The sequence below is a fragment of the Micromonospora sp. NPDC049301 genome, from assembly GCF_040678715.1.
GTDB lineage: Bacteria > Actinomycetota > Actinomycetes > Mycobacteriales > Micromonosporaceae > Micromonospora.
In genome coordinates, this window is record NZ_JBFAQO010000016.1 from 23,047 (window position 1) to 39,917 (window position 16,871).

Below are 16,871 nucleotides of genomic sequence, written 5' to 3' on the forward strand. Positions count from 1 at the left end.
TTGCTGATCAAGCACGGCGGTCTGCATGACCGCGACAGACGACACGGGAGCAGGCCTTGGCCCCATCAGCACGGACGACCAGGCACATTTTCGTCACCGGGGGCGTCGCCTCCTCGCTGGGTAAGGGCCTCACCGCCTCCAGCCTCGGCAACCTGTTGACCGCGCGCGGGCTGCGCGTCGCGATGCAGAAGCTCGACCCCTACCTCAACGTCGACCCGGGGACGATGAACCCGTTCCAGCACGGCGAGGTCTTCGTCACCGAGGACGGCGCCGAGACGGACCTCGACGTCGGGCACTACGAGCGGTTCCTGGACCGGGCGTTGTCCGGCAAGGCGAACGTCACCACGGGCCAGATCTACTCCGACGTGATCGCCAAGGAGCGGCGCGGCGAGTACCTGGGTGACACCGTCCAGGTCATCCCGCACATCACCAACGAGATCAAGTCGCGGATCCTGGCGATGGCCGACCCGGACGACGACGGCCTCCTCCCCGACGTGGTGATCACCGAGGTCGGCGGCACGGTGGGCGACATCGAGTCGCTGCCGTTCCTGGAGGCGATCCGTCAGGTCCGCCACGACCTGGGCCGGGACAACTGCTTCTACCTGCACGTCTCGCTGGTGCCCTACCTGGCGCCGTCGGGTGAGCTGAAGACGAAGCCGACCCAGCACTCGGTGGCGCAGCTGCGCAACATCGGTATCCAGCCGGACGCCATCGTGCTGCGCTGCGACCGGGAGATCCCGGAGAAGCTCAAGGAGAAGCTGTCGCTCTACTGCGACGTGGACGCCGAGGCGGTCGTCGCCGCCCCGGACGCGCCGAGCATCTACGACATCCCGAAGGTGCTGCACCGCGAGGGGCTGGACGCGTACGTGGTGCGCCGGCTCGGGCTCTCCTTCCGGGACGTGGACTGGGCCAGCTGGGACGACCTGCTGGAGCGGGTGCACCGCCCCCGGCACACGGTGACCGTCGCGGTGGTCGGCAAGTACGTCGACCTGCCCGACGCGTACCTGTCGGTGAGCGAGGCGATCCGGGCGGCCGGCTTCGGCCACCGGGCCCGGGTGCAGCTGCGCTGGGTGCCCAGCGACGAGTGCGTCACCCCGGCCGGCGCCGCGGCGGCCCTGGCCGGCGTGGACGGCATCCTCATTCCCGGCGGCTTCGGCGTGCGCGGCATCGAGGGCAAGATCGGCACCGCCCGGTACGCCCGGGAGAACGGCATCCCGCTGCTCGGCCTCTGCCTCGGGCTGCAGTGCATGACCATCGACGTGGCCCGGCACCTGGCCGGCCTGGACGGCGCCAACTCGCTGGAGTTCGACGAGCAGGCCGCGCACCCGGTGATCGCCACGATGGCCGACCAGGAGGACATCGTCGCCGGCAAGGGCGACCTGGGCGGCACCATGCGGCTCGGGGCGTACCCGGCGACGCTGACCGAGGGCTCGATCGTCGCCGAGGCGTACGGCAGCACCGAGATCAGCGAGCGGCACCGGCACCGCTACGAGGTCAACAACGCCTACCGGGACGCGTTGACCAAGGCGGGCCTGCACATCTCCGGCACCTCGCCGGACGGGCGGCTGGTCGAGTTCATCGAGCTGGACCGGGGCCTGCACCCGTTCTTCGTGGCCACGCAGGCGCACCCGGAGCTGAAGAGCCGCCCCACCCGCCCGCACCCGCTGTTCGCCTCGTTCGTCAAGGCGGCCGTGGCGTACTCGCAGGCCGACCAGCTTCCGGTCGACCTGGACGCGGCGACGGAGGCCCCGACGGCGCGGCGGGCCGCCCGCAACGGCGCCGCGACGAAGGCGTCGTCCGCGTCGTGAGCGAGCGAGCCACCGGGCGCAACGAGGTGACGGCGTGAGCGCCGTCGAGCACCGCTACGAGGTGCGCTCCCGCGAGGAGCGCTACCGGGGTCGGATCTTCACCGTGGTCAGCGAGGACGTCACCATGCCGGGCGGCGGGACCGCCGCCCGTGACCTCGTCCGGCACGTCGGGGCGGTGGCCGTGGTGGCGCTCGACGACGCCGGCCAGGTGGTGCTGATCCGCCAGTACCGGCACCCGGTCGGCCGGCACCTGTGGGAGCTGCCGGCCGGGCTGATGGACGTCTCTGGCGAGGAGTTGCCGGCCGCCGCGCTGCGGGAGTTGGCCGAGGAGGCCGACCTGACCGCCGGGCGGATCGACGTGCTGGTCGACCTGCACAGCTCGCCCGGGTTCACCGACGAGCTGGTCCGGGTCTACCTGGCCCGGGACCTGGCCGACGTGCCGGCCGCCGAGCGCCACGACCGCCGGGACGAGGAGGCCGACCTCCAGGTCGTCCGGATCGACCTGGACGAGGCGGTCGGCATGGTCCTGGCCGGCGAGATCACCAACGCCTCCGCGGTGTCCGGGCTGCTGGCCGCGGCCCGCGCCCGGGACACCGGCTGGTCGGCGCTGCGCCGCGCGGACGCGCCGCTGCCTCGCTGAGCGTCACCGCCGGTCCAGCCGGCGGAGGGTACGCGTGAGAGGGCCCCGCGGCAGGCATGCCGCGGGGCCCTTCGTCGTCGTCCGGTGGATCAGTCGCGCAGCGGCCGGCCCTGCGCGTCCGTGCCGCCGTTGACCAGGATGAGGATGCCGTCGATGAGGCCCCAGAGCGCGCCGAAGCCGCAGGTCACGAAGCTCACCACGAGCTGCAGCACGGCGATCTTGGTGTGTCCGGTGTAGAACCGACCGGCGCCGAAGGTGCCGAGCAGGATGCCGAGGATGCCCGCGACGACCTTGCTCTTGTCGGAGTAACCGGGGGCGTACCCCGGCTGGTAAGGAGGAGTGGTCATGGGCCGACACACTAGTGATCCACTCGCCCGCTGTCCGCAGCGGGACACGCCGGATGGGACGATAATGGGTGAACACTGTCCTGTCGGCTGAGGACGCCTCCCACCGCCGGCCCGGTCGAGGCCCTGACACTCCGTCAGGTCACCCGGGCACCGGATGCCACTGTGCTGGCTCGCGGCGGGGCCGGGCGCGCCTAGACTGCCGCCGGCGGGACCGGTGGACCGCGGTGGCAATGGGGCCGTCGCGGCACCGAGCAGTCGGGGGAGAGCAGCCCCGAAGAGAGGTGTCTGCATCGTGAAGGTCGGAATCCCACGCGAGGTCAAGAACCACGAGTACCGCGTGGCGATCACGCCGGCGGGCGTCAACGAGTTCACCCGCAGCGGTCACCAGGTCTTCGTCGAGTCCGGCGCCGGGGTCGGCTCCAGCATCAGCGACGAGGAGTTCGCCACGGCGGGCGCCACGATCCTGCCCACCGCCGACGAGGTGTGGGACACCGCCGAGCTGGTGCTCAAGGTCAAGGAGCCGATCGCCGAGGAGTACCACCGGATGCGCGAGGGGCAGGTGCTCTTCACGTACCTGCACCTGGCCGCCTCCAAGGAGTGCACCGACGCGCTCATCGACCGGAAGGTCACCGCCATCGCGTACGAGACCGTCGAGCTGCCCGACCGGTCGTTGCCGCTGCTCGCCCCGATGTCCGAGGTCGCCGGCCGACTCGCCCCGCAGGTGGGCGCCTTCTACATGATGCGCACCGGCGGTGGGCGCGGTGTGCTGCCCGGCGGTGTCTCCGGCGTGTACGCGGCCAAGACCGTGGTCATCGGCGCCGGCGTCTCCGGCATGAACGCCGCAGCGATCGCGCTGGGCCTCCAGTCCGAGGTGCTGCTGCTCGACAAGAACGTCGCCCGGCTGCGTCAGGCCGACGCCATCTACCGGGGCCACCTGCAGACCGTCGCCTCCAACGCGTACGAGATCGAGCGGGCCGTGCTCGACGCCGACCTCGTCATCGGCGCGGTGCTGGTGCCCGGCGCCAAGGCCCCGACCCTGATCTCCAACGAGCTGGTCTCCCGGATGAAGCCGGGCAGCGTGCTGGTCGACATCGCCATCGACCAGGGCGGCTGCTTCGAGGACTCGCGTCCCACCACGCACGCCGACCCGGTCTACAAGGTGCACGAGTCGATCTTCTACTGCGTGGCGAACATGCCCGGCGCGGTGCCGAACACCAGCACCTACGCGCTGACCAACGTCACCCTGCCGTACGCCCTGGAGCTGGCCAACCAGGGCTGGCGCGAGGCGCTGCGCCGCGACCCGGCGCTGGCGCTGGGCCTGAACACCCACGACGGCCAGGTCACCTACGGCCCGGTCGCCGAGTCGCACGGCATGAGCGTGCTCCCGCTGGCCGACGTCCTGGCCTGAAGCGGTGGCGGGCTGACCGGCATCCCGGACTCCGCCGGCGCGGGCGAGCAGCCCGCGCCGGCCCTGCGCCGTGCCGTGCGCGGGTACCTCGACCACCTGACCGTCGAGCGGGGCCTGTCCGCGAACACCCTCGCCTCGTACCGCCGGGACCTGGACCGCTATCTCACGACCCTGGTGGACGCCGGCATCGCCGACCTCGCGTCGGTCGGCGCGGGCGTCGTCGAGTCGCACCTGGCCCGGCTGCGCGCCGGCGACGACACGCACCCGCCGCTGGCGGTCTCGTCGGCCGCCCGTGCGGCCAGCGCGGTACGCGGCCTGCACCGCTTCGCGCTGCGCGAGGGGCTGGCCGGCGCCGACCCCAGCCGCGACGTCCGCCCGCCCACCCCGCCGCGCCGGCTGCCCCGCGCGCTGCCGGTCGACGATGTGGTCCGCCTGCTGGAGATCGCCGGCCCGGTCACCGCGACCGGCGACGGTGCGTCGCTCGCGCTGCGCGACCGGGCGCTGCTGGAGTTCCTGTACGGCACCGGCGCGCGGATCTCCGAGGCGGTCGGCGCCGCGGTGGACGACCTCGACGCCGACGAGGGCACCGTGCTGCTGCGCGGCAAGGGCGGCCGGGTGCGGCTGGTGCCGATCGGCGGGTACGCCGTGCAGGCCGTGCGCGCCTACCTGGTCCAGGCCCGGCCCGACCTGGCCTCCGCCGGCCGGGGCACCCCGGCGGTCTTCCTCAACGCCCGTGGCGGCGCGCTGTCCCGCCAGGGCGCCTGGGCCATCCTGCGCCGCGCCGCCGGCCGCGCCGGGCTGCCGGTCGACGGGCCCGCCGCGGTGTCCCCGCACACCCTGCGCCACTCGTACGCCACCCACCTGCTCGACGGCGGCGCGGACGTGCGGGTAGTCCAGGAGTTGCTCGGGCACGCGTCGGTGACCACCACCCAGGTCTACACACTGGTGACCGTCGAGCGGCTGCGCGAGGTGTACGCCACCGCCCACCCACGCGCCCGGGGCTGAGCCCGGTCGCGGTCGGTCCCGACACGCCGGGCCGGTGCCGAACCCCCTGCTGGTCGGTGGCGTACAGTCGGCATCGGCGCGGACCTCCTGGGGCGACACGACCGGGGTGCGCAGCGGCGCCGCGAAGGACGTCGGACGGCTCCGACGCCGGGTGGGTCGTCGGGAGGGGGCAACGAGGACATGGCTGGCAACGGTGACCGTGCCGAGACCTGGACGTCGGAGCTCCGCGAGCAGCAGGCCACGCTCGGCGCGGACCTGGGCCCGGCTGACCCGGCGGCCTACACGATGCGCAAGCCGATCCCCGAGCCGATGCCCACCGATCGGCACGGCCCGGCGCGCATCATCGCGATGGCCAACCAGAAGGGCGGCGTCGGCAAGACCACCACCACCATCAACCTGGGCGCGGCGCTGGCCGAGTACGGCCGCAAGGTGCTGCTGGTCGACTTCGACCCCCAGGGCGCGCTCTCGGTGGGGCTGGGGGTCAACCCGCACAACCTCGACCTGTCCGTCTACAACCTGCTCATGCAGGACGACGTGACCGCCGAGGACGTCCTCATCAAGACCGACGTCGCCGGCCTGCACCTGCTGCCGGCCAACATCGACCTCTCCGCCGCCGAGATCCAGCTCGTCAACGAGGTCGCCCGGGAGATGGCCCTGGCCCGGGTGCTGCGCTCGGTCCGCAAGGAGTACGACTACATCCTGATCGACTGCCAGCCGTCTCTCGGCCTGCTGGCGATCAACGCGCTGACCGTCGCGCACGGCGTGCTCATCCCGCTGGAGTGCGAGTTCTTCAGCCTGCGCGGTGTGGCGCTGCTGCTGGACACCATCGACAAGGTGCGCGAACGGCTCAACTTCGACCTGGAGCTCGAGGGCATCCTCGCGACCATGTACGACAGCCGCACCACCCACTGCCGGCAGGTGCTCCAGCGCGTGGTCGAGGCATTCGGCGACAAGGTCTACCAGACGGTCATCACCAAGACGGTGAAGTTCCCCGAGTCCACCGTGGCCGGTGCACCGATCACCACGCTGGACCCGGCGTCCTCCGGGGCGCGCAACTACCGGCAGCTGGCCCGTGAGGTGATCGCCGCCCAGTCGGAGCGGTAGCCGGAACGCCCGGTGCCCGCCTCGTGGACTACGGTCGTCCGGTGACTGCGCCACCCCTCGACCCGCCGGCAGGGCCGCACGAGGCCGCCGCCCCGGCGGTCGCCGCCGAGCTGGCCGCCGAGGTCGACGGCGTGCTGCCGGCCGACCCGGCGGTCGCCGCCGAGGAGACCTCCGGCTTCACCGTCCGGCTGGCCAACTTCACCGGCCCGTTCGACCTGCTGCTGCAACTCATCGGCAAGCACAAGCTCGACGTCACCGAGGTGGCCCTGCACAAGGTCACCGACGAGTTCATCGCCTACATCCGCGCGATGGGCGACAAGTGGGACCTCGACGAGGCCAGCGAGTTCCTGCTGATCGCCGCCACCCTGCTCGACCTGAAGGCGGCCCGGCTGCTGCCCGCCGCCGAGGTGGAGGACGAGGCGGACCTCGCCCTGCTGGAGGCACGGGACCTGCTCTTCGCCCGCCTGTTGCAGTACAAGGCGTACAAGGAGGCGGCGGCGCACATCGCCGAGCTGGAGGCGGTCGGGGGTCGGCGGTACCCGCGGGCGGTCAGCCTGGAGCCCCGCTACGCCGAGGCGCTGCCCGACCTGGTGCTCGGCATCGGCCCGCAGCGGCTGCTGAAGCTCGCCGTGAAGGCGATGACCCCGAAGCCGGTGCCGGAGGTCTCCATCGCCCACGTGCACATGGTCCGGGTCAGCGTCCGCGAGCACGCGGCGATCCTCGCCGCCCGGCTGCGCCGGGCCGGCACGGCCACCTTCTCGCTGCTCTGCGCCGACTGTGAGGCCACCCTGGAGGTGGTGGCCCGGTTCCTCGCGCTGCTGGAGCTGTACCGGGAGGGGCTGGTGGCCTTCGTGCAGGAGCAGGCTCTGGAGGAATTGACCGTGCGCTGGACCGGCCCGTCCGACGGCGACACCGAGTTGCACGTCGACGAGTACGCCGGCACCCCGGCCGACGCGGAGCCGACGAGTGTGCCGGCGGGGCCGGGCGAGACGGGAACGACGGAGGGGGAGCGGGATGAGTGACGAGGAACGCCGGGACTCCCTGGCCGATCAGGCCGCCGCCTGGGTGCCCCCGTGGGAGCGCCCCCGCCCGCCCGCTCCCACCGCCTCCGAGGCCGACGACACCACCGCGGAAACCGACAGCGACCCTGTCCCCGCCCAGCCGGTCGCGGAGGATCGTGGAGCCGAACCGCCCCTCCAGGGCCCGGAATCCTCCACGATCGCGGGCGAGGCGAGCGCGGCGAGCGCGGCGGGCGCGACCGGCGCGGCGGGCGAGGCGGGCGAGGCGGTTGAGCCGGGCGACGGCAGGGGAGAGACGGTCGCGCCGGTTGTGGGGGAGGACGGGGCTGGGGACGTACCCCCTCGGCAGGCTGTGGGGCGGCGGAGGGCGCCGGCCGCGCCGGAGCCCGCACCGGAGCTGTCCGACGCGGAGTTGCGCGGCGCGCTGGAGGCCATCCTGCTGGTGGTCGACGAGCCGGTCAGCGAGCTGATCCTGGCCCAGGTGCTGGAGCAGCCGGCCGAGCGGGTCGGGCCGATGCTCGATGAGATCGCCGCCGGTTACACCGCGGCTGGGCACGGGTTCGAGCTGCGCCGGGCGGCCGGCGGCTGGCGGCTGTACACCCGGCCGGAATACGCGACCTATGTCGAACGGTTCGTGTTGGACGGGCAGTCCGTACGGCTGACCCAGGCGGCGCTGGAGACGCTCGCCGTGGTCGCCTACAAGCAGCCGGTGACCCGATCGCGCATTTCGGCCATCCGGGGTGTGAACTGCGACGGGGTCATCCGTACGCTGGTTACCCGCGGCCTGGTCGAGGAGTGTGGCACCGAACCGGACAGCGGGGCGTTCCTCTACCGGACGACCACGTTGTTCCTCGAGAAACTCGGGCTGAACACCGTCGACGAGCTGCCGCCACTCGCACCCTTCCTGCCCGACGACGTAGAAGAGCTTGCCGATGCGACCCGATAACCGTTCCCCGAAACCCGACGCCCCCGTCTACGAGGGTGCCGAGCGCCTCCAGAAGGTGCTCGCCGCCGCAGGCGTGGGTTCCCGGCGTGCCTGCGAGGACCTGATCTTCCGCCGCCGCGTCACGGTGGACGGCCGGGTGGCCAAGCTCGGCGACAAGGTCGACCCGGCCACCGCCGTGATCCACGTGGACGGCGAGCGCCTCCAGGTCGACACCCGCCTGGTCTACGTGGCGATGAACAAGCCGCGCGGGGTGGTTACCACCATGGCGGACGACAAGGGCCGCAACGAGCTGGCCGAGTTCATCGGCAACCGCGTCGAGCAGCGGGTCTACCACGTCGGGCGGCTCGACGCGGACAGCGAGGGCCTGCTGCTGCTCACCAACGACGGCACCCTCGCGCACAAGCTCATGCACCCGTCGTACGAGGTGCTGAAGACGTACCTCGCCGAGGTGGTCGGGCCGATCCCACGCAACCTGGGCAAGCGGCTGATGGCCGGCGTCGAGCTGGAGGACGGGCCGGTCAAGGTCGACTCGTTCAAGGTGGTGGACGCGCTGGGTAAAAGCGCCCAGGTGGAGATGAGCCTGCACGAGGGCCGCAAGCACATCGTCCGGCGGTTGATGGACGAGGTCGGGCACCCGGTGACCCGGCTGGTGCGTACCTCGATCGGACCCATCCGGCTGGGTGAGCTGCGTACCGGGCGGATCCGGCGGTTGACCAACGCCGAGGTCGCCGCGCTGTTCAGCGCGGTGGGTGACTGACCCCGGAGTTCGGGGTACGGCCTTCGGTAGGCTCCCGGACGGCCCGGACGCCGGCCGCGCGGGTGGCGCGGGTCGCGTCGCGCGGCACCGCGCGCGGTGCACCGCGAGTTGCGGGCATGATTGATGACGATGGACAACCGCTTGCGGCGCCAGCACCGGGCGATCCGCGAGGTACGGGCTGAGGAGGACACGGTGGAGGAAAACGTACGGGCCGGGCGATGTGTGGTCGCTGTGGACGGGCCGTCCGGTTCGGGTAAGTCCACCGTCTCGCGGCGGCTCGCCGTTGGCATCGGTGCGCGCTACCTGGACACCGGGGCGATGTACCGGGCGATCACCTGGGCCGTGCTGCGCTCCGGCGTCGACCTCGCGGACACCGCGTCGGTGGCGAAGGTCGCCGGCGAGGTGGACCTGCGCATCGGCACCGACCCCCAGGGGTACGGCGTGACCGCCGACGGCGTGAACGTGGACGCGGAGATCCGCGGTCCCGAGGTGACCGGGGCGGTCTCCGCCGTCGCCGCGGTGCCGGCGGTCCGCGAGCTGCTGGTCGCCCGGCAGCGCGAGATGATCGCCAACGCCGGCCGGATGGTGATCGAGGGCCGGGACATCGGCTCGGTCGTGGCGCCGGACGCCGACCTGAAGGTCTTCCTGACCGCCTCCGAGGCGGCCCGGGCTGCCCGGCGCAGCGCCGAGGACGCGGCCGACGTGGCGGCCACCGCCGCCGACCTGGCCCGCCGGGACCGGCTCGACTCCACCCGCAAGGTCAACCCGCTGGCCCAGGCGCCGGACGCGGTGGTGCTGGACACCACCGAACTGGGCATCGACGAGGTCGTGGTGCGGCTGCGCGACCTGCTCACCGAACGGGGGGTGGCATGACCGAGGGTGCAGGGTGGGTCGAGCTGCGTGAGCCCGACGTCGCCGTCGAGGAGCCGACCGGCCCGCAGCCGGTGGTGGCCGTCGTCGGTCGTCCCAACGTGGGCAAGTCCACGCTGGTCAATCGGATCATCGGCCGCCGGCAGGCGGTCGTCGAGGACGTCCCCGGGGTGACCCGGGACCGGGTGCCGTACGACGCGCAATGGAACGGCCGGGCGTTCACCGTGGTGGACACCGGCGGTTGGGAACCGGACGCGAAGGACCGGGCCGCGGCCATCGCGGCGCAGGCCGAGACGGCGGTGGTCACCGCCGACGTGGTGCTGTTCGTGGTCGACGCGATGGTGGGCTCCACCGACGTGGACGAGGCCGCCGTGAAGATGCTGCGGCGCAGCGCCAAGCCGGTGATCCTGGTGGCCAACAAGGCCGACAACACCTCCATCGAGATGGAGGCCACCTCGCTGTGGTCGCTCGGCCTCGGCGAGCCGTTCCCGGTCTCCGCGCTGCACGGGCGGGGCTCCGGCGACCTGCTGGACGCCATCCTCGCCGCGCTGCCGGAGGCACCGGCGATCGTGGAGAACCGGCCGCGCGGGCCGCGTCGAGTGGCGCTGGTCGGCCGCCCGAACGTGGGCAAGTCCAGCCTGCTCAACCGGTTCTCCGGCGAGGAGCGGGCGGTCGTCGACTCGGTCGCCGGCACCACCGTCGACCCGGTGGACAGCCTGGTCGAGATCGGCGGTCAGACCTGGCAGCTGGTGGACACGGCCGGGCTGCGCAAGCGGGTCGGCAAGGCCAGCGGCACCGAGTACTACGCCAGCCTCCGTACCGCCGCCGCGATCGAGGCCGCCGAGGTGGCCGTGGTGCTGCTGGACTCCAGCGAACCGATCAGCGAGCAGGACCAGCGCATCCTGTCGATGGTGACCGAGAGCGGCCGGGCCCTGGTCATCGCCTTCAACAAGTGGGACCTGGTCGACGCCGACCGCCGGTACTACCTGGACAAGGAGATCGACCGGGAGCTGCGCCGCATCCCCTGGGCGATCCGGCTGAACCTGTCGGCGATGACCGGCCGCGCCGTCGACAAGCTGGCCCCGGCGCTGAACAAGGCCCTCGCGAGCTGGGAGACCCGCGTGCCGACCGCGCACCTCAACCAGTGGCTGACCGCGCTGGTGCAGGCCACCCCGCACCCGGTGCGCGGTGGGCGGGCGCCGCGCATCCTGTTCGCCACCCAGGCCGGGGTGGCGCCGCCGCGGTTCGTGCTCTTCACCACCGGCCCGCTGGACGCCGGCTACCAGCGCTTCGTCGAGCGCAAGCTCCGCGAGGAGTTCGGGTACGAGGGCAGCCCGATCGAGATCTCGGTCCGTCCGCGCAAGAAGCTCGGCCCGGGCGGCCGAGGCAAGGCGCACGGCTGATCTGTTCCTGAGAAAATGCCGGATGGGGTTAGCCCATCCGGCATTTTCGCGCCCACCCTCCCACCCACCCTCCTAGGATGCCGTAGGGGTTGTGGGGTGATTCGGTGGCGCCGCGACGCGGGTGGGGCCTGTGCGGAAGAGCGGGGCTGCTGCGCTAAGCTGTACCGGCTGCCGCGGGGGAGACCACGCGGGGGCGGGACGTGGCGCAGCTTGGTAGCGCACTTGACTGGGGGTCAAGGGGTCGTCGGTTCGAATCCGGCCGTCCCGACAGAGGTAGAGGGGCATTTCTCGCGATCATGCGATGCCCCGCTGGGGACCATTTGGGGACCTCAGGCCGGTGAGATGCAACGACAGCGCCTCACCGGCGGCGCGGATCGACTGTCGATCCGGATGCAGATACCGCTGAGTCGTCATCAGCGAGCCGTGACCGGCAATCTTCCGCAGGACGTGAACCGGCACGCCGGCATCCGCCATCCAGGTCAGCCCGGTGTGCCGCAGGTCGTGCCGCCGCAGGTACTCGAAGCCCACCGAGCCGACGACCTCATCCCAGTGCGTCGCATCGCGGAGCACCGCCGTGCTGATCCGGCCGCCGCGAGGACCGACGAAGAGCCGGCCGTCATCCTCGGTGATCCGGTCGAGCTTCGCGGCCACCATTGGCCGCAGCTCCTCGATGATGGGCACCTGCCGCGCCCGCTTGCCCTTGGTGCCCTTGTCGACCAGGCCGCCGGGGCCGGTGGTGGTCTGCCGGCGCACCGTCCACAGCCAGGTGTCGCGGTCGATGTCGCCCTTGCGCACGCCGGACACCTCGCCGATCCGCGCCGCCGTGCCGGCCGCGAACATCACCACCTCACCCCAACCGGGGTAGTGACCGTGTGAGCGTTTGACCAACGCCGCCGCCAGGGTGGCGAGCGCGGTCCAGTCCGGCAATGCGAGGGAACGCGGGTTGTCCAACTCGTCCTCGGCTCGCTGGTACTCCCGCTGCCACCCGGTCAGTCGCGCCGGGTTGCGGTCGATCAGACCGTCACGCACCGCCTGCTCCAAGACCCGCACCAGGACGGCAAGGCTGTTCTTCACCGTCGACCGCCCGCAGCCCTCGGAGATCCAGCCGTGCGCGGCCCGGTCCACCGCACCGTTGGTGATCAGCCGCACGGGCAGGTGGCCGAGCGTCGGTGCGACCCGCCTGCGCCACCCCGCCAGGTACGGGTCGAGCGTCTTGCCCTCCAGGCCGCGCAGCGCCAGGCGCATCACGCTTTCGCCGTACTGCTCCAGCCGCATCGACGCCGCGTCGGGGTCGACGCCGCCCCTCGCCGCGCGCTGCATGGTGATGAGCCAGGCTTGCGCCTGCTCGGCATCACCGAACGCCTGCGACTTGGAGCGGCGTCGGCCCGACGCCGGGTCGACCCACCGGACCCGGGCACGGTACGGGTTCGGCCGGCCGGGACGGTGCTCGACGTCCGTGGAGACGGCGACGCCGATCGGGAGCAGGGGAGTGGTCACCGAGCTGATTCCTCGGGGTCGGTCCGGTGCCGCTCCAACCACGCCCGCACGTCCTCCGGGTCGTACTTGACGACCCGGGCGGACAACCGGATGAACGCCGGCCCCTGGACGGGGTTGGCGGTGCGCCACCGCCGGACGGTGGACGGGTCGACCTTCACGAGTCGGGCAAGCTCGTCAGTGGTCAGCAGCGTGCCCGGGGCTGCCGGTACATCGATACTCATCGGATCCCCAATGTTGTCGGTTCTGCTGTCAAGGTGGGCTTGACGCTGGATCGCGCGTCAGGCGACGAGGGTCTCTAGGTACTCGCGTGCCGCGTCCTGGTGCTCTCGGGCCATCGCGGCGGACGCGTTGGCGAGCAGGGCATCAGCGGTGGTGTGCCACCCGGCGCCCACGAATTGCAGGAAATTGACCACGAGCGTCGTGGGCTCGGTGCCGGCCGCGGCTTGCTGCGGCCCGCTGCTCTGGGTGCGGCGGAACACGACGCGTTGGTTGCGCAGGAGCGCGAAGGTGATCGAGTAGCGGCGGGACTTGGTGAGGAAGTGGCCGCCGAAGCCGAGCATGTGCGCCCAGCGGCGCAGCCGCCGCCAGTCGCGCGGTGTGCCGAGCATCCAGCAGGCGTCGATCAGGCGTTCGGTGTGGCTGCCGGCCGGGTCGGCGTAGATGTCGATGCTGTCGGCGGTGAGCCGGTTGGAGGCGTGGCCGGTGACCTCGGTCGACTTGGTGGCGTACTTGGCCAGGTACGCGGCCACCTGGGCGTCGGTCACCTCGCCCCGCCCCGCGACGGTGATCACTTTGGTGAGCACCTGCGTGCCCCAGCTGATCGGCCAGCCGCCGGGGTGGGCGGGGTGGTCGGCGGTGGTGAAGCCGACGGTAGCGGCGGCGTGGTCGACGGCGGCCACGAGGTCGGCGGCGTCGAGCTGCGGCGGGGCCGGCACGATTGCGTCCGGGTCGTCGGGGTCGCGGCCGTCGAGGCGGATGATGGCGTGGAAGTGCACGACGCCGCGTCGTTGCATCTCGGCGGCCTTGCCGAACGACAGCCTTACCGGGGACACCCACCGGGTCCTGCCGGTTCGTGGCGAGGTCACGGGGATGTCGGGGATGCCGCGAGCGGTGGCCAGGCGGTGCATGTAGCGGTTGATGGCGATGGTGGTGCGCCGCCACAGCTCCCCGGCCGAGAGGTTCCAGACCGCTTGGGCGTCGTGGTCGTAGCAGTCCAGGCACAGCGGGGTGCCCAATCGGGCGTCGGTGTCCTCGTGGCGGGCGAAGCAGACCAGCCGCACCCCGTGCGGGCAGACGGCCAGTGCCCGGCGGGCGTGGCAGGGCTCGGGCCGGCAGTCGCAGGAGGTGCGGCGGGTGCAGGTGTGTCGTTTGACGTAGCGGGTGTGGACCTCGCCGAAGGACGGGGCGGTGAAGGTGGGGAACACCGCCGGGTGGTGCGCGACCTGCTCGGGCACGCCCTTGCCGCCGACGAGGCCGGCGCGGACCACCTGGTAGGCGTCGCGCTGGTAGAGCTTGGAGCAGGTCGGGCACACGGCGGCGCGGCGGTTGCCGCACGGCTTGTAGATGACGCCGTCGGGCATGTCGGCCGTCGACCGCTCGGACAGGAGGCGGCCGGTGGCGGCCTCGACGGTGGCGATGGTGCCGACCAGGCGGATGGGGCGGGTGCAGCCGGCAGCCGGCCGGACGTGGCGCAGCCAGCCGGCGAGGTCGGGTTGGGTGAGCCGGGCGGCGGCCTGGAGCCGGACGTCGGCGGAGGTGGCGTACCAGGGCGGGGCGGTCGGCTCGGCGCACGGGGCCGTACCCGAAGCAGGTGCTTCGGGTACGGCGGTCAGCGTCGAGACGGTCAACGGGTCGCCTTCACAGGGTGGCCGTTGGCGGATCGGACGGGTCGGTTGCTGGTGTTGGGGTCGAGGTCCAGGACCGCGAGGGCTTGCGTGGCCTCATCCGAGGTCACCTTGAGGCGGACGGCCAGTTGGCCCGGGGTGATCGGCGTGCCGTGCTCGGTGCGGTACTGCTTCGCGACGCGGGTCGCTCGTGCGAGCAGGTCCGGTGCCACGATCGGCAGCGGAAGTTGGGCAGCGTCAGACGCGGTGACAGGAGTGTCGGTGGTGGACGGTGCCAACGTCGGTGCCGGGGTGGTGTCGGGCTTGCTCGGTCCGGGACGGGCGGGGCGGGCAGTCGCATCGGGCGCGGGCGTCGACGGCTCCGGGCTGGAGGCCGGTCGCGGTGCGGTGATCCGGGTGGCGACCTGAGCCGGGGTCGGGACCTCGGGCCGGGCCGGCGTCGGTGCCGGGACGGCCGGTTGGTTGTCGAGGACGGTGGGCAGCTCGGGCCGGCCGGGCGTCGGTGCCGGGACGGCGGGAACGATGGGCAGCTTGGGCCGGGCCGGCGTCGGTGCCGGGACGGCGGGAATGGTCACAGTTGGGGATGGCGTCTCGGCGGGTGCCGGGACGGTGCCGGTGGTGGCAGTCAGGGTTCGGCCGCTTTCCCGGCGGATCAGGGCGCGCATGTGCACGGCCAGGCCGGCGACGGCCGGCGGCAGTGCGCCGACGATCGCGGCCATGGCCACGCGCCAGGTCTCATCGGTGTTGGCGTTGGTTTGGAGCAGGTGGTACGCCGACTGGGCGGCGATGCCGATCCCGGCCGCACCGTAGGTGTTCTTCTTGGCGAACGCGGCGACCCGTGCGGGCACGGGAGCCATCCACAGCACCAGGGCGACGACCACGTAGCCGTCGACCGCGATGGGCATCAGCCAGGCCAGGGCGAGGCTGACCGAGGTGCCGGGGACCGTGATGCGGGCGGTGAAGCCGGCTAGTTCGGCCAGCGCGATCCAGGTGGAGGCGGACAGGCCGAAAGACGCGGCCAGCACCGCCCACGAGGCGATCGACGCCAACCGGGGCTCACCAGCCGCCGGCCGAAGGTTCGTCGGGTTGTTGGTCATGCCGTGGCCCTCCCGTCAGCGAGGCCGAACAGGGTCGGTTCCTCGCCGGAAGGCAGCGGCGTGGGTTGGGCCGCCCTGCGGGTGGCCGTCCGGTTGGTCCGGGCGGTCTTGAGGTTGTGCAGGTCGGCGAGCTGGTCAGGCGTCAGCACGTTGAGCGCCTGCTTGTCCTCGCCGCGCCGCCGGTACAGCAGCGGACGAACCGTGGCGTTGGTCGGGCAGTCCGTCACCCCGTCGGGGTAGCGGAAGCCGCAGCCCGGGCACAGCGACGGTGCCGGGCTACCAGGGTGATGGTCGGCGAACACCTTGGCGAGGGTCGCCACCGTGACACCGAGGCCGGCGCGGATGATCCGCTCGTCCAGGGCGACGCGGTCGGCGCGGTCGCCGTAGCGCATCTGCACCGCCTGCCGGGACACGCCCAGCCGGTCGGCGATCTCCGACCAGGAGTACCGGTACGGAGGCTGGCGCAGACCGGTGACAGCGAGCCGGGTCACGGCGTCCACCTCGGTGGACAAAACCGCGAGTGACCGCAGCGCCTCGATGTCGCCGGCAGCGACCCGACGGGCGTACGCCCGCAGGATGCGCCGTACGAACGCGTCGAACTCGGTGGTTTCCACCGACCGCTTGGCGTGCTTGGTGCGGGTGCGCGTCAAGCCGGACTTGACGGTGTTCTTGTTCATGCCGCACCACCGTTGGTGCGGTCCCACGCGTCGGCCGCCGCGTTGAGGACGGCAATGACAGCGTCGGCGGTCTGGCCCTTGGCGTCGTTGAAGTCGTAGGCGTTGTCGAGCCCCTGGTAGTACTGGCCGTCGGAGAACCGACAAGCCAAGTACCAGTCCAGGAAGGTCAACGCCGCCTCGAAGTCGGCGAACTCCGGGGCATCGAACATCTGGGCCGGGGCGTCGACGGGTCCGCCGTAGCAGACCATGCCGACCGCGCCGACCGTGCAGGCCGGGGGCGTGAACGACCCCGACGTGGCGTCGTAGTAGGCGCCCTGCGTCCAGCCGTGGCGGGACAGGTACAGGGCGGCGTCCCGCAGCGTGCGGGCCGGGGTGGTCACCTGCTCGGCGACCGGGTTTTGGGTAGCGTGCATGACGGCAGCTCCTTCCGGGCTGTTGATGGGGCGGGT

17 protein-coding genes and 1 tRNA gene are annotated in these 16,871 nt (G+C 72.3%); 11 read left to right on the forward strand and 7 right to left on the reverse strand.

Annotated elements, in window-relative coordinates:
• The first annotated feature begins 56 nt into the window (after positions 1 to 56).
• Together AB0K07_RS29340 and AB0K07_RS29345 are read left to right on the forward strand one after the other, a co-directional pair.
• The gene (locus AB0K07_RS29340; RefSeq protein ID WP_363760391.1) at positions 57 to 1,808 is read left to right on the forward strand and encodes a CTP synthase; all 1,752 of its coding nucleotides are present in this window, start codon (positions 57 to 59) and stop codon (positions 1,806 to 1,808) included.
• A 34-nt stretch (positions 1,809 to 1,842) separates the two neighbouring features.
• Positions 1,843 to 2,448, forward strand: a complete 606-nt coding sequence (locus AB0K07_RS29345; protein ID WP_363760394.1) for an NUDIX hydrolase — start codon at positions 1,843 to 1,845, stop codon at positions 2,446 to 2,448.
• Positions 2,449 to 2,537: 89 nt separating this feature from the next.
• On the opposite strand, the gene AB0K07_RS29350 is transcribed toward AB0K07_RS29345, so the two are convergent.
• Positions 2,538 to 2,795, reverse strand: a complete 258-nt coding sequence (locus tag AB0K07_RS29350) for a TM2 domain-containing protein (RefSeq protein WP_089016518.1) — start codon at positions 2,793 to 2,795, stop codon at positions 2,538 to 2,540.
• A gap of 292 nt (positions 2,796 to 3,087) precedes the next feature.
• On the opposite strand from AB0K07_RS29350, the gene ald reads away from it, so the two are divergent.
• From ald to AB0K07_RS29395, 9 genes are all read left to right on the forward strand, one after another.
• Positions 3,088 to 4,203 carry an alanine dehydrogenase gene (gene ald / locus AB0K07_RS29355; RefSeq protein ID WP_363760398.1) on the forward strand — a complete coding sequence of 372 codons (1,116 nt, stop codon included), beginning with the start codon at positions 3,088 to 3,090 and terminating at the stop codon, positions 4,201 to 4,203.
• A gap of 12 nt (positions 4,204 to 4,215) precedes the next feature.
• Positions 4,216 to 5,208, forward strand: a complete 993-nt coding sequence (locus tag AB0K07_RS29360; RefSeq protein ID WP_363760545.1) for a site-specific tyrosine recombinase XerD — start codon at positions 4,216 to 4,218, stop codon at positions 5,206 to 5,208.
• Positions 5,209 to 5,388: 180 nt separating this feature from the next.
• Entirely contained in the window at positions 5,389 to 6,312 is a 924-nt protein-coding gene (locus AB0K07_RS29365; RefSeq protein WP_334559639.1) for an AAA family ATPase, read from the forward strand.
• A 41-nt stretch (positions 6,313 to 6,353) separates the two neighbouring features.
• Entirely contained in the window at positions 6,354 to 7,334 is a 981-nt protein-coding gene (locus tag AB0K07_RS29370) for a segregation/condensation protein A (RefSeq protein ID WP_363760401.1), read from the forward strand.
• Positions 7,327 to 8,277, forward strand: coding sequence for an SMC-Scp complex subunit ScpB (gene scpB, locus AB0K07_RS29375; protein ID WP_363760404.1), 951 nt, complete (start codon positions 7,327 to 7,329; stop codon positions 8,275 to 8,277). The genes AB0K07_RS29370 and scpB overlap by 8 nt, the downstream gene beginning before the upstream one ends.
• Positions 8,264 to 9,034 (forward strand): pseudouridine synthase, encoded by a 771-nt coding sequence (locus tag AB0K07_RS29380; RefSeq protein WP_363760407.1) that lies wholly within the window; start codon positions 8,264 to 8,266, stop codon positions 9,032 to 9,034. Before scpB ends, AB0K07_RS29380 begins: the two co-directional genes overlap by 14 nt.
• Positions 9,035 to 9,226: 192 nt before the next feature.
• The gene (gene cmk / locus AB0K07_RS29385) at positions 9,227 to 9,907 is read left to right on the forward strand and encodes a (d)CMP kinase (RefSeq protein ID WP_363760548.1); all 681 of its coding nucleotides are present in this window, start codon (positions 9,227 to 9,229) and stop codon (positions 9,905 to 9,907) included.
• On the forward strand, positions 9,904 to 11,307 hold the full coding sequence (der, locus tag AB0K07_RS29390) for a ribosome biogenesis GTPase Der (RefSeq protein WP_363760410.1): 1,404 nt from the start codon (positions 9,904 to 9,906) through the stop codon (positions 11,305 to 11,307). The genes cmk and der overlap by 4 nt, the downstream gene beginning before the upstream one ends.
• A gap of 194 nt (positions 11,308 to 11,501) precedes the next feature.
• A tRNA-Pro gene (locus tag AB0K07_RS29395) sits at positions 11,502 to 11,575 on the forward strand.
• A 26-nt stretch (positions 11,576 to 11,601) separates the two neighbouring features.
• Here the strand turns inward: AB0K07_RS29395 and AB0K07_RS29400 are convergent.
• The 6 genes from AB0K07_RS29400 to AB0K07_RS29425 all read right to left on the reverse strand — a co-directional run bounded on the left by AB0K07_RS29400 (position 11,602) and on the right by AB0K07_RS29425 (position 16,835).
• Positions 11,602 to 12,627, reverse strand: a complete 1,026-nt coding sequence (locus AB0K07_RS29400; protein WP_363760551.1) for a site-specific integrase — start codon at positions 12,625 to 12,627, stop codon at positions 11,602 to 11,604.
• Between the two features lie 173 nt (positions 12,628 to 12,800).
• Positions 12,801 to 13,025: a helix-turn-helix domain-containing protein gene (locus AB0K07_RS29405; protein WP_363760413.1), complete on the reverse strand. Its 225-nt coding sequence runs from the start codon at positions 13,023 to 13,025 to the stop codon at positions 12,801 to 12,803.
• A 57-nt stretch (positions 13,026 to 13,082) separates the two neighbouring features.
• Positions 13,083 to 14,651: a replication initiator gene (locus tag AB0K07_RS29410; protein WP_363760416.1), complete on the reverse strand. Its 1,569-nt coding sequence runs from the start codon at positions 14,649 to 14,651 to the stop codon at positions 13,083 to 13,085.
• The gene (locus AB0K07_RS29415) at positions 14,648 to 15,745 is read right to left on the reverse strand and encodes a hypothetical protein (RefSeq protein ID WP_363760419.1); all 1,098 of its coding nucleotides are present in this window, start codon (positions 15,743 to 15,745) and stop codon (positions 14,648 to 14,650) included. The genes AB0K07_RS29410 and AB0K07_RS29415 overlap by 4 nt, the downstream gene beginning before the upstream one ends.
• Positions 15,742 to 16,422: a hypothetical protein gene (locus AB0K07_RS29420; RefSeq protein ID WP_363760422.1), complete on the reverse strand. Its 681-nt coding sequence runs from the start codon at positions 16,420 to 16,422 to the stop codon at positions 15,742 to 15,744. Before AB0K07_RS29420 ends, AB0K07_RS29415 begins: the two co-directional genes overlap by 4 nt.
• The gene (locus tag AB0K07_RS29425) at positions 16,419 to 16,835 is read right to left on the reverse strand and encodes a hypothetical protein (protein ID WP_363760425.1); all 417 of its coding nucleotides are present in this window, start codon (positions 16,833 to 16,835) and stop codon (positions 16,419 to 16,421) included. The genes AB0K07_RS29420 and AB0K07_RS29425 overlap by 4 nt, the downstream gene beginning before the upstream one ends.
• Between the last annotated feature and the right edge of the window lie 36 nt (positions 16,836 to 16,871).